This window comes from Photorhabdus sp. S10-54 (assembly GCF_963878145.1).
Lineage (GTDB): Bacteria > Pseudomonadota > Gammaproteobacteria > Enterobacterales > Enterobacteriaceae > Photorhabdus > Photorhabdus kayaii.
Map to the genome: position 1 here is coordinate 131,551 of NZ_CAWNXG010000006.1, position 14,458 is coordinate 146,008.

Genomic DNA, 14,458 nt, shown 5'->3' on the forward strand with positions numbered 1-14,458 from the left:
ACTACTGACCACTTTTAAAGAGAAAATGGAGTACGGTATTAGTCTTAGGATCTACAACTAATTCATACGTTCCTTTGCTTCCATTCATCATCCCAGCCACATCCCACCGAAGAACCCCAGGAACACCTCTTGGATCAGTTGACGGTGGTTTAGAATCCATGATTTCTTGCATTAACGTTCTTAAATCACCATACGGCCTAACTCTATCACCAACCTTATTAAGATCATTAAGATGATTTTTAACTGTTTTAGTTAACTTAAGCTCTGATGCATTTATCTTAATTCCTGTTGTCGTCCCCTTTCCAACATACACTTTCTCATTTTCAATTAAACTAGCTACGGCATGGGTATCAGGTTTAGCATTACTTAACAGCGGTTTTGAGGCATGACTCAATCCTTCTGCCAGATCCTTCGCACCTTCTTTGCTGTTACCTAATACTTTTACCGCTCCAGCAGCCAAAACACCCGTCCCAACAGCCGCTTCCGGCGCAACCGCATCAGCAACAAAAATCCCCACGTTATTCAGGCACAGCGCCGGATTGGCTTTACAACCTTCAAGCGCAATACGCCCTGCCGTTGCCATTTCAGCCGAACCCGCAATCAGTATATGACCGCCATAAACCAGCGCATAGCCCCCTGCCGCCACTGCGGTGACGGCAATCGCGGCATTCCGTCGCGCAATAACGCGCTCTTCCGCAGCTTTATCCCCTTTTTTTGCCGCTAATATATCTTTTTGATTATCTACCGATAACTGATACAACATGTGCTCAGTCATGTTGTTACGGTAGACAAGCTCTGCGCTGTTTGCCGCACTGTAAGCGCCTTCCGGGGTATGGCTAATCAGTGCGCCTGACAACGCCCCGATAAATTTGGCTGTCTGGGCCTTCACTTCATTACCCGTCAGCGCTTCCTGAAGTTTATGAATTTGCCGTTCTGTTTCATTTTTATACGCCGGTTCAAATAGCCGGCTTTCCATGGTGATGGCGGCTAATTCAGCCGCCAGCGCGCCCACCGCTGCCCCTTTGGCATCCCCGCCAGCGATTTCGGCAGCCAGAGCAGATACCGCGGCATGGCTAATCGCTTTACCCGGGACACCCAGAATCTGACCCTTATCACCAATCAATCCGGCTCCCTCGGCGTTAATCTGGTTACCCACATTGCTCAATAACGCCGCTTGCAGATTATCCGTAAAACTGCCGCCGTTAATAGCGGTGCCTATGGTTGAGCTCACGACGGATTGCGCCGCGACACGCTGGGCCACCTGACTCCAGTTATTGTTACTCAATAAGGGAAGCGACGATTTTATCGGGTCGACAACGCCTTTTCCCTCCACTAATTTTCCCCAGCCCATTGTGTGGTCTAATCCCCCTAAGGCGCCACCCACCGCTATTTGGGTCACGAGGGATTTGACGGCATCGCGCTTCGCTAAGGCAGCCAGTGTTTTGCTGAGATCCCCTTTATTTTCAACTAAGGCCACCGCCGCCTGAGAGGTCAGCCCTATCATACCGCCATAAGCCGCCCCATAAACCGCGCTTGCCGTGGTGCCCGTGGCGCCTGTCGCCCCCACAGCGCCGCTTCCCGCCCAGGCAGCCAGACCCGAACCCGCCGTGACCGCCGCGACAGCAATCGCAATCACCGCACCCACTACGGGGTTTAAGTTTTCGCTTTTTTTGTCCCAGCTACTGTAAGCGTCCTTAACCCGATTCCACTGGACGTCATTGCGGTCTTGAAGATTTTTCAACCATTCCGTACCGGGGGTGTTACTCAGTACCCCTAACGCGTCTTCCAGTAACTGTCCCTCTTTCACTTTCACATCCGCGTTGATGCCTTTCGCCGCCTCTACCGTCAGCGTACCGCCAACATGCACTGACGGAATTATCCATGTCTCCTCACGGTGACCTTTATCGTGCTGCGTAATAAAAAAGCCTTTTGATGTCGTGATGGTCTGCTCAAAATCAATATTTGGCATCGCCTTGAAGTTCACCTTCCCGGTCTGGCTGGTGATTTTTGCGTTTTTATCGGTTTTTATCCGACTCGCTTCTAATGTCACCTCATCTTTTGCCATCAGGTTAATATCACCACCGGCAGTAAATTCCGTGACTTTGTTGGTATTCCTGATTTGTATTTTATGCTCTGTTTTAGAACCAAATACTTTGCACGATTTTATGGGACCAAAACCTTTGCAGCTTTTCTCCGTTTCTTCCCGCCTATAGACTTCTTCCATTGCTTGCGCATAAAGAAAGCCGCCGGTTGCCGCGATATCCATCACGCCTTTGGCGATTAACTCCGTCGCCTGAAATAAAATACTGCCTTGGGAACGCATAGTTAATGCGCCACCACTATTCAGCCGGCTGGCATGTTGCGTAAAGCGCTCAATATTCCCCTCGCGGATAAATTCTTGTCGCGATTCAAAGCGAACATTTCCACCCGCGGAAAGCAGCATATCACTGCCGGATGTCAAACGGGTTCCAGATGTCAGCAAGTTGCCTGCTGCAACTAATGTGAGATTTTGAGCCGCGCTGACGTCGCCGGTGCCATAAAGATATTGTTTATCGCTATCATTAATCGGCGAATATTTCTGGGCAAAGAACACTAAATCCCGGCCGGCGTTAACCGAGATATTTCCTTTAGTCGATGTTAATTTCGCAATACCCGCGATATCTCCCCCTGCGCTGAGTTGCAGGTGATCACCGGCGGTAATTTGCGTGCCTGATTGAGATAAATCAAACCGGCGCTCTGATGCCTCCGGCGTATTGGGGCGAGAGATATCAATATCGTGGCCCGCGCTGAGCATGACTTGTTGCCCGGCATTGATACTAGCTCTCCGCAACATTAAATCATTCCCAGAAAACAGATTAATATTGCCCGCAGCGTTCAATTGACTTCGACTGGCATTCAGGTTACGACCCGCGCTTAATGTCAGATGGCGTGATTTGTCTAACTGAATACCGGAGAGATCCAGATCGTTGCCCGCTGAAATCCGCAAATGATTATCGGCCGAAATTGAGGGTAATGATGCATCAGACCTATTCCATCCCATTTGGATGTCGCCTTCACGCACCAGCAGCTCTACATTTTTCCCCTTTAACTCGGCCTGACGGGCGGTGATATCTTTGCCCGCAATTAATGTCAGGTTGTTATTTGCCTCCAATTTAACCCGGTCAGCATCAATTTCATGACCCGCATTTAACGTTATATTGTTTGCTTTATCGAATAAAATACCCTGGAGATTCAGTTTGTTACTCGCGAACATCCGCAAATTGTTGCTGGCCGAAATACGAGAAGAATCCTCCCCGCTCATCGGCCCCCTAATGTCACCTTCACGCGCGAGAAGCTCAATATTTTCCCCTTTCAGCTCAGTTTGACGGGCGGTGATATCTTTGCCCGCACTGAGTGTCAGATTTTTCTGTGCGGCCAATTTAACCTGGCTGGCATCAATTTCATGACCCGCATTTAACGTTATCGTGTTTGATTTATCGAATAAAAGACCATAGAGATCCAGTTTGTTACTCGCGAACATCCGCAAATTGTTGCTGGCCGAAATACGAGAACCGTCCCCCCACATCTGGATGTCGCCTTCACGCGTAAGCAGTTCAACATTTTCTCCCTTCAACTCGACTTGAAAGGCATCAATATCTTTACCCGCAATCAAGGTCAGATTTCTCTTTGCCTCCAGTGTACTCTGGCCGGCATACATTCGACGCTCGGCGATGACGGACAGATCATTGCCCGCGTTGAGGTGCCCTATGTTAATAATTTCACCAGCATGCAGCAGAATATTTTTCGCCGATATGAACGCAGTTCCGTTGAATTTATCAATAAAATCAGCCACCACATTAAGACCAGCTGAGAGTTTACCGTCCATCCCGTTATTAAAGTCATGACCGGTTAAGATGAGATTTTTCTGCGCCTGAAACTGACTTTGGCTGTTATCCAGTCTGGTCGCATTGATATAAGCATTCGCCCCTGAAACAAGGTTAGCCTGACTGGCATGACTGAATGCTTTTGTGCGAATAACGATATCGCCATGATTGGTTTTCAGTGTCGCTGACGTGTTGTTAATTTCAGTGCTTAAATTACCGCTCGCGTCCTTTTGCAGCCAGAGATGATTATTTGCCTGAATCAGCCCCTTATTCTGATTGTATAAATGATCGATAAATAACCGCATGTCACCTTCTGCGATAATCTTACCGGTGTTGTTCAACGTGTTCGCGGCAAGCGTGATATCTTTCCCTGCCTGCACATGACTCTGTTCCGCCGTTTTAATGTCTTTACTGCTAACGGTGATATCCGTTTTGGCCTGTATATTTCCTAGCGTCATCTCGCCATCAGCGGTCAAACGGATGTCGCCTTGCGTTGCGGTCAGGTTGGTCAGATTGACAGCCTTGCCCGGCTCGGTACTCACCAGACGGATTTTATTGGCATACATTCCCCCCAATGACCCGGTATCAATCGCTCTCCAAGGGGTATAACCTTCCCCAGCAATGGGGACAAGGGTCCCGCGTTTGAAATCAATCTGGTTGGAGCCTTGTGTCAATGTCAGGTTTTTCGCCTGTAGTCTACCGTTAAGATTAGTAGTCCGGCTGATGATATCGACATCATCCTGCGCCGTCGCATCCAGTCCTTTTTCATCAAAGGTTATGGCGCCTTTTTTCACTTCTAAAGCCGCTAATGCTCCCTCTTTATCAAACACCGGTTTCCCAGTCGATAAGGTGACCGCCGGGGTATTGATAAAGCCACAGCCATTACAGGTTATGCCGTTCGGGTTAGCGATGAAGACCGAAGCTCTTTGCCCCACCACTTCCAACAGGCCCTGTAGATCTGAGGCTAAAGTCCCCACCACTTCATTAATAATCAACTCAGCCGATTTACCGTTAAAATGAGGGTTTGCCCCAATTTGTCCCGCCAATACGGACTGGGTAGCATCGGTAGCGTTATTTAACACCAGCCCCGAAGCCCCAACATTAAACTCCCGATAACGGTTATGTGAAACCCCGCGGGAATTAGGGGCCGCAATATGGATAATAGGCAGGTTATTTCTCACGGCAATTCGCGCTTGTCTATCCGCAAGTTGAATCCCGGGTATTCCACCGGCTATTTCTGGGATATTGATTGCCAACTGGGGGGCATTGCCTAATGCGAGGTCAATCAACCCAGCAGTCACCGGGGTATATTTCCCGTCAGCTAAGTGCAACGCCGTGCTATTTTTGGCAACCGCGGTCGCCCCTTCTGCCGATAATGTCGTCTCCGTCATATTACCACCAGCAATCAAGGTTAAATTGTTGCCGGCGGTGACGTTACCAACATAAAGCGAGTTACCACTTGTCAGGCTAATATCTTTCCCAGCGGTCAGGGAAATGCCACCCAAATTTATCCCGCCACCAGCGTGAAGATCAATATTCTCATCCGCAGCCAAATGCTGATTAATACCAATCCACTCATTACTCGCCACAAAGATATTTTTTGCCCGGTTAATTAGCGTATCTGAAAGAGATATTCCGCGTTCAGACAGAATACGCAACGTATTAACCGCAGAAATAAGGGATAATGCCCGTGTGCCTTTCGGCGTGTCACTGCCACCAGGTAAAACAGCAGTACTATAACCGTTGGAAATCAAGGTAATGTTAAAACCTGAGATATCCGTGCCACGCATCGTAAAACTGTTCTCACCCTGTAGCAGGATATGGTTCCCGGCGTTGACATTTCCCCCATTTAAAGACAATGCTTTCGCTTTAATGGCGACATCACCGGCGGCACGAATTCGTCCCTGATTCTGCAATGTATCGGTTGTCAATATCAGATGTTGACCGGCTCGCATATGGCTCTGTTTCGCCATTTCAATGCCTTTACCGCTCATGTTGATGTCCGTTTTGGCCTGCACATCCCCCAGAATAACCTTACCGTCGGCGGTCAAATTGATGTCGCCTTGCGTTGCCGTCAGGTTGGTGAGATTGACAACCTTACCCGGCTCGGTACTCACCAGACGAATTTTATTGGCATACATTCCCCCCAATGACCCGGTATCAATCGCTTCCCAGGGGGTATAACCTTCCCCTGTAATCGGAACAATCGTCCCGCGTTTTAAATCAATCTGGTTGGGGCCTTGTGTCAATGTCAGGTTTTTCGCCTGTAGTCTACCGTTAAGCTTAATGGTCCGGCTGATAATATCGACATTATCCTGTGCCGTCGCATCCAGCCCTTTTTCACCCAAGATGATGACGCCTTTTTTCACGGCTAAGGCTTCTAATGCCCCGTCTTTATCAAACACCGGTTTACCTGTCGATAATGTGACAGCTGGGACATTGATAAAGCCGCAACCATTACAGGTTACGCCATTCGGGTTGACAATGAAGACAGGGGCTTTTTGCCCTACCACTTCCAACAGACCTTGCAGATTTGAGGCAAAAGTCCCTATCACTTCATTAATAATCAGTTCAGCCGATTGACCGTTGAAGTTCAGATTCGCGCCAATTTGCCCCGCCAGTAGAGACTGCGTATCATGGGTCGCGTTATTCAATACCAGTCCTGATGTCCCAACATTAAACGTCTGATAATGGTTATGTGAAACACCACGGGCGTTAGGTGCCGCAATATGAATAATAGGGCGATTGTTTTTCGAGGTGATCCGGGTTTGCTTATCCGCAAGTTTAATCCCCGGTACTTCTCCTTCTATTTCGGAGAAGTTCATTGTCAGTTCAGGACTATGCCTTAACGCACTTTCAATCAGCGCAGAAGTTACCGGCGTATACTTTCCTTCAACTGAATTATACTTTCCTTCAGGTGAGTGCAATTCTGCATTGTTCTTGGCAACTGTCGTTGTCCCTTTTGCCGACAACGTCGCCTCAGTGTCAATAATGTCACCGCCAGCATTCAGGGTTAAATTATTGCCGGCAGTAATGACACTTTTCGCTATTGGGAATTGAAATTGTGGGTAAGATTGTTCGTCTTCCTCGTCACTGGCATTTTCATATTCGTAATGTTTTTCATAACTATCTCCATGTTCATTTTCATATTCATAGGGGTCCTCTGCTGTTATTTTACTAATATCAAGCGTACCGCCACTGGTCAGAGTGATATCCTTCCCTGCCGTCAAGGAAATGCTTCTTAGATCGACAATCTTTCCTGCATGGATCTCAATATTTTCATCCGCTTGCAATTGACTGAGCTGGCGCAGACGCTGATTAATTAACTCTTGTTTAGCGTCGTCATTTAATGGGCTCTGCTCATCAGTTAAATCAGCAGATACATAAATCTCAAGCTTATCATTGGTTGCCAAAAAGATATTTTTCGCCCGGTTAATCAGGGTATCGACGATATTAATAGGACCATCGGCGATAATGCGTAATATGTTATCAGCAGAAAGCGTGGTTAATGCGCTTATTCCTTCCGGGGTATAGTCGTCTCCAGAGACAACAGAAAGAGGCCCCCGGCTCGCTAGCAAGGTGACATCACGACCGGAGATATCATAGCCATTCACATCAAGATGTGACCTTCCCTCCAGCATGACATGGTTCCCGACTTTTAAATTCCCCTGGCCTAAATAGATTGTTTCTGCGTCAACGGTTAGGTTTTGTTCTGCCATCATTGACGCACGATTCGCTAAATCTCTGGCAGTGAGAGAAATGTTTTTCCCGGTGATTAAAGCCAGATCAGTGGGTTTCTTTCCCTCTTTAAAATGTTCTTTATCAAAATTAAAACTAAATCCATCTTTAAAGACAGCCGTCAGATCCCCGCCAGCACTCAGTTTACCGATGATATTCTCCTGACTGTCTTTTATCGCCTGCGTTGAAAAATTTTTGCCTGTCAGGGTGAGATTTTGTACCGCACTTAACTCTCCAACATTATTTATCTCGTTAGCGGTAATGTTGTTATTTTTATTCGCGGTAATAATCGGGTGACTTCGTCTGGTCGGGTTTACGTTATCAAGTTTAGTCGCTTTAATGGTGACATCACCACCCGCACGGATTTGGCCTTGATTCCGCAATGTTTCGGTGGTTAATTTCAGATGTTGACCCGCTTGCACATGGCTTTGTGCCGCCGTTTCAATGGTTTTGCTGTTGATATTAATGTCCGTCCTGGCCTGAACCTCCCCCAGGATAATTTTACCCTCAGCAGTTAAACTGATAGCGTCTTGGGTTGTGGTTAAGTTGGTGAGATTAACCCCAACCCCCTCTTCAGTCGCTACCAGTCGGATTTTATTGGCATACATACCGCCTAAGGCTTTGGTATCAACCGCTAATTGCGGTTTTGCCCCTTCTCCTGCGATAGGTTTAACCGTGCCGTCTTTCAAGCTGATACGGTTAGCCCCCTGAGTCATCGACAGGGTGTTAGCCTGAATTTTTCCATTCAATTCCGTTGCGCGGCTGATGATATCGACATAATCCGTCGCCTTGCCGTCCAGCCCTTTGCCACCAATGGTAATCTGGCCTTTTTTCACTTCCAGTGCTTCCAGTGCACCCTGTTTATCAAATTGAGGTTTACCGGTGGTCAAGGTTGCGTTAGCGGTATTAATAAAACCACAGCCATCACAGGTAATGCCGTTAGGGTTGGCAATCATCACATTGGCTTTATTGCCAGCAATTTCCAACTGGCCTTGCAGGTCAGAGCGGCCGCTGCCAGTGACTTCGTTAACAATCAGTGCCGCCGCTTTTCCATGCAGGTTAGGGTTCGCGTTAAGTTGTCCTGCCAGTTGTGATTGAGCCGCCTGTGTCGCGTTATTGAGTACGGCCCCCTGAGTGGCAACATTGAACTCTTGATAGGTATTGTGAGATACCCCTGCGTCATTCGGCGTGGCGATATTCACCACCGGCACATTGCCCTGATTTTGTACCTGTGTACGGTTGTTATCCGGTGTTATGCCGACAGCCATAGCCGGGTGCAATGGCTGGATTGCCGTCAGGTAAATTAAAAGATAACTCGTAACCTTGGCCATTGAGTTGTAGCGTTTATCCATCGTACTGTCCCTTTTCCTAATTTAAGTGTGACAAAGTCAGTAATGCTGACTAATAAGCGATCACGTTATCCTCAGTCTGGCTTTGGTGATAAAATGGTCATCTTCCCACAGAGAATATTGATGATTTAATAGTGACAACATTAAACTATTCTAATTTGTAATTAATTGACCGTCTGAATAGGTAGCGCAAAATGTGATCATCATTCAATTTTTTAATCCTGATAATGGGGAATCTGTTATATTAAATGCTAGGAAATCGCGATAAGGCTGGAGATATTAAATGGCGCGGGGTATATACCCTATAGATTTCAAGATGCATCGCGGCGGCAAGGGAGCGAATCCCCGGGAGCATAGATAACGATGTGACCGGGGTGAGTGAGTGCCGCCAACAAAGAGGCAACTTGAAAGATGACGGGTATAAAAGGAAAAGAATCAATCTCGTACTACTCGCCGTGTTTCCCTTCTTCAACAGAAGAGACACTTATAGGAAAACTTAATTCATGAAATTTTTAAATATACAATAATAATAAAGTATTATATTAATAATAGTTTCAATTTTTTATTAATGAAATATCATTACCCATAAAAACTTATTTAAATAAAATATCAATAAAAACAATTTATTAAATAATAATAGCAATAATGAAAGGTACTGTTAGATTAGAAATAGAATGTAAAATTTGGAAGGAAAAGGCATTAAATATATAAAATAATTTTATATTTAAACCGACTTCGCCAATAAATATAAATAATAGCAACACCAGTTATTATACTGGTGTTGACTATTATATTGGTAATTATTGGTAATCACTGACAGGTGCACAAGAGCAGTGCAAATTACGATCACCGTAAACATCATCGAGACGTTTAACCGCAGGCCAATATTTATTGGCTTTGGTTTCTAAGGTTGGGAAAACCGCGGTTTCACGGCTGTAACTATGGCTCCAGTCAGAAACCAGTTCAGCTTGTACGTGAGGCGCATTGACCAACGGGTTATCTTCTAATGACCACTCACCTTGCGCCACTTTGCCAATTTCAGCACGAATTGCCAGCATAGCATCCACAAAGCGGTCAATTTCTACTTTACTTTCTGATTCTGTAGGCTCCACCATTAGCGTGCCAGCAACCGGGAATGACATAGTTGGTGCATGGAAACCATAGTCAATCAAGCGTTTGGCAATATCCATCTCGCTGATACCAAATGCTTCTTTCAACGGTCTAATATCCAGAATACACTCATGCGCCACATAACCGTTATGACCCGTATACAACACGTCATAATCATTCTTTAGGCGGGCAGCAATATAGTTAGCATTCAAAATCGCCGTCTGGCTTGCCTGTTTCAGCCCTTGCGAGCCCATCATACGGATATACATCCAGCTAATCGGCAGAATAGAAGCGCTACCAAATGGTGCCGCTGAGACGGCTCTCTGTTCAGTAATGCCATCCATTTGAACTACCGAGTGCCCCGGTAAGAATGGCGCCAAATGGGCTTTTACGCCAATTGGCCCCATTCCCGGGCCACCACCGCCATGTGGAATACAGAATGTTTTGTGAAGGTTGAGGTGTGAAACATCAGCGCCAATAAAACCCGGCGCGGTGATGCCAACCTGCGCGTTCATATTTGCACCATCAAGGTAAACCTGACCACCATACTGATGAATGATTTCACACACCTGACGGATAGTTTCTTCATATACGCCGTGGGTTGATGGGTAAGTCACCATGATGCAGGAAAGCTCACCACCTGATTCTTCCGCTTTTTCACGCAGATCTGCCAGATCAATGTTGCCCTCTTTATCGCAACTCACCACCACAACCGTCATACCCGCCATATGAGCAGAAGCTGGGTTAGTACCATGAGCAGAACTTGGGATTAAACAGATATGACGATGCCCTTCTCCACGACTTTCGTGGTAACGGCGAATAGCAAGCAGACCCGCATATTCACCCTGCGCACCGGAGTTTGGTTGCATACAAACGGCATCATAACCTGTCAGTTGCACCAGCCAGTGAGATAATTGGCTGATCATTTGCTGATAACCCTGTGCTTGCTCTGGCGGACAGAATGGGTGTAGTTCATTAAATTCAGGCCAAGAGATCGGTAACATTTCTGCCGCAGCATTAAGTTTCATAGTGCAAGAACCCAATGGGATCATTGCCTGATTCAGTGCCAAATCTCGGCGCTCAAGACGATGCATATAGCGCATCATATCCGTTTCGCTGTGATAACGGTTGAAATTTGCATGCAGAAGGATTTCATCACTGCGCAACATTGATGCAGGAATGGAGAGACTTTCCGTCATCAGCTCTTTATCCAGTGCTTCAACATCTAGCTTGTCATCCGTGCCTGTCAGCACAGAGAATAATTTGACCAGATCATCACGACCAGTAGCCTCACTCAATGTGATACCCACTGCGCCATAAATATCGGTACGCAAATTGATTTCAGCTTTCTCTGCCCGGGCTAATACTGCTGCTTTATCAGCAACTTCAACAGTCAGAGTATCAAACCAAGTTTTGTAACGTAGAGTAAATCCCGCTTTCTGTAACCCAACCGCCAGAATGTCAGTCAGACGATGAATACGGCTCGCAATGCGTTTCAGCCCCTTCGAACCATGATATACCGCATACATCGCCGCGATATTTGCCAACAACACCTGAGCAGTACAGATGTTGGAATTCGCTTTCTCACGACGGATATGCTGCTCACGGGTCTGCATTGCCATGCGCAGTGCCGTATTACCTGCCGCATCAAGGGAAACGCCGATAATACGTCCCGGCATAGAACGTTTGAATTCATCACGGCTGGCAAAAAATGCTGCGTGGGGACCGCCATAACCCATCGGTACCCCAAAGCGCTGGGCAGAACCAAACACAATGTCAGCTCCTTGTTTACCCGGCGCAGTTAACAGCACCAACGCCATCAAGTCAGCGGCAACACTGACAATGATTTTGCGCTGTTTCAGTTGTGTAATCAGATCAGCATAATCATGAACTTCACCTGTCGTGCCAACCTGTTGTAACAACACACCAAATACACCGTCCAGCTCCAAGACTTTTTCTGCTTTATCTACAATCACATCAAAGCCAAAGGTTTCCGCACGGGTACGAACAACGTCTAATGTTTGAGGATGGATATCATCAGCAACAAAGAAACGGTCAGCATTTTTCAGTTTGCTAGTACGTTTTGCCATTGCCATTGCTTCAGCCGCCGCGGTAGCTTCATCCAGCAAAGAAGCAGAAGCAATATCCAAACCCGTCAAATCGATCGTCACTTGTTGGAAATTCAACAGTGATTCAAGGCGACCTTGAGAAACTTCCGGTTGATAAGGTGTATAAGCGGTATACCAGCCAGGATTTTCTAATAAATTACGCAAAATAACCGGCGGAAGTACAGCAGGCACATATCCCATACCAATATAGGATTGGTAACGTTTATTTTGGCTGGCAATCGCTTTCAGTTCAGCTAGTGCTTGCTGTTCAGTTGCACCACCGCCAACATCGGGTGGCTCTGGTAACGCGATATCACGGGGAACAATTTTCTGTGTTAAATCATTAAGGGAATTTGCCCCCACTGTCGCCAGCATCTCTTTTTGCTGTTCGGCGGAAGAGCCTATATGACGGCGGATAAACTCACCCTGGTTCTCAAGTTGACTTAATGTCTGGGTCATTTGTTACTAATTCCTGAAGCTGGCCAGAAATGGCATACAAATAAAAACGCCCTGTTCATCATGTGAGACAGGGCGGCGGTAAGCATATTATTCTTCTTCGTCCAGAAGTGCCTGATATCCTTCGGCATTCAGCAAACTCGAAAGTTCACTTTCATCAGAGGCTTTAATACGGAACAGCCAGCCTTCATTATAAGGCTCACTGTTAACCAATTCAGGCGCGTCATTTAGCGCTTCATTAACGGCAATAATTTCACCACTCAGTGGCGCATAGATATCAGAAGCCGCTTTTACTGATTCAACAACCGCGCAATCATCGCCAAGATTGATTTCATTACCTACTTCTGGCAAATCAACAAAGACCATATCGCCGAGCAGCTCCTGTGCATGCTCGGTAATACCTACCGTGTATTCACCATTACCTTCTGCACGAACCCACTCATGTGATTCAGCATATCTTAACTCTGCGGGTACATTACTCATTACCATTATCTCCTTCAATCCTAGAATCTACCCCTATCAGGCTATTTTGCGCTTCTGCACCAATCATGCCTACCGGGATAAATTGCTATTTACTCATCAAGTTATTATTCGATAAAAATGACTATACGAGAGGTTTACCCGCCCGTACAAAGCTAGGTTTGACTACCTGAACCGGCATTTCACGATTGCGGATTTGGACAACCGCCTGTTCACCAATCCCCTGTGGCACACGGGCAAGGGCAATGCTGAATCCTAATGTTGGAGAGAACGTACCACTGGTAATAACGCCAGAATGTAAGGCGCCCATCTCATCAGTAAAACTAACCGCTAAACCACCGCGTAACACACCCTTTTCTCTCATCACCAAGCCAACCAATTGCTCAGTGCCCTTTTCACGCTGTTTTTCTAGCGCTTCACGGCCGATAAACTGGCGATCTTCGGGTTTCCAAGCGATTGTCCAGCCCATGTTAGCCGCAAGGGGAGAAATGGTTTCATCCATTTCCTGTCCATAGAGGTTCATACCGGCTTCAAGTCGCAACGTATCACGCGCACCTAATCCCGTGGGCTTAACGCCGACACTCAGTAATTTTTGCCAGAAATCCGCTGCTTGCGCTTTTGGTAATGCCACTTCATAACCCGCCTCACCGGTATAACCCGTTGTTGCGATAAACAGATCCCCCGCCTGGACACCAAAGAAAGGTTTAATTCCAGCAATAGTCTGTTTCTGTTCATCATTCAATAGAGACTGTACTTTTGCCTGAGCTTCAGGCCCCTGAACCGCAATTAATGCCAGATCATCACGAACCTGAATATCAACCGGGTAACTGGCTACATGTTCATTAATCCAAGCCAGATCTTTCTCACGAGTCGCAGAATTGACCACCAACCGATAAAAATCATTGCTAAGGTAATAAACAATCAGGTCATCAATTACACCACCAGAAGCATTAAGCATCCCGGTGTATAAGGCTTTACCCTTTTCTGTCAGTTTAGCAATGTCATTTGCCAACAAATAACGCAGGAAATCACGGCAACCAGTACCATGCAGATCCACAATCGTCATGTGGGAAACATCAAACATACCGGCATGAGTGCGGACAATATGATGTTCATCCATTTGTGAACCATAATGCAAAGGCATCATCCAGCCATGAAAATCTACCATACGTGCACCACAAGCCAGATGCTGGTCATACAATGGAGTTTGTTTTGCCATTATTTCCCTCTTTTCATTTCCTACATGAAAACATACCGCGTATTAACCGACAGATACTGTGAATCATGAACAAAAAGCGGCTAAAAAACGCGACGCAAACGATATCTTAAAATGAAAGTTATCACTGAAAACCCA

At 46.5% G+C, this 14,458-nt stretch carries 4 protein-coding genes; all 4 read right to left on the bottom strand.

The window, feature by feature from the left end; genetic code table 11:
• Nucleotide 1: 1 nt before the first annotated feature.
• The 4 genes from AACQ83_RS05305 to gcvT all read right to left on the bottom strand — a co-directional run bounded on the left by AACQ83_RS05305 (nucleotide 2) and on the right by gcvT (nucleotide 14,323).
• The gene (locus AACQ83_RS05305; protein ID WP_240000700.1) at nucleotides 2-8,953 is read right to left on the bottom strand and encodes a two-partner secretion domain-containing protein; all 8,952 of its coding nucleotides are present in this window, start codon (nucleotides 8,951-8,953) and stop codon (nucleotides 2-4) included.
• Nucleotides 8,954-9,750: 797 nt separating this feature from the next.
• Nucleotides 9,751-12,627, bottom strand: coding sequence for an aminomethyl-transferring glycine dehydrogenase (gcvP, locus tag AACQ83_RS05310; protein ID WP_112876738.1), 2,877 nt, complete (start codon nucleotides 12,625-12,627; stop codon nucleotides 9,751-9,753).
• Between the two features lie 87 nt (nucleotides 12,628-12,714).
• Complete coding sequence (gene gcvH / locus AACQ83_RS05315) at nucleotides 12,715-13,107, bottom strand: glycine cleavage system protein GcvH (RefSeq protein WP_112876739.1); 393 nt, start codon at nucleotides 13,105-13,107, stop codon at nucleotides 12,715-12,717.
• Nucleotides 13,108-13,228: 121 nt separating this feature from the next.
• Nucleotides 13,229-14,323, bottom strand: coding sequence for a glycine cleavage system aminomethyltransferase GcvT (gene gcvT, locus AACQ83_RS05320; RefSeq protein ID WP_112876740.1), 1,095 nt, complete (start codon nucleotides 14,321-14,323; stop codon nucleotides 13,229-13,231).
• Between the last annotated feature and the right edge of the window lie 135 nt (nucleotides 14,324-14,458).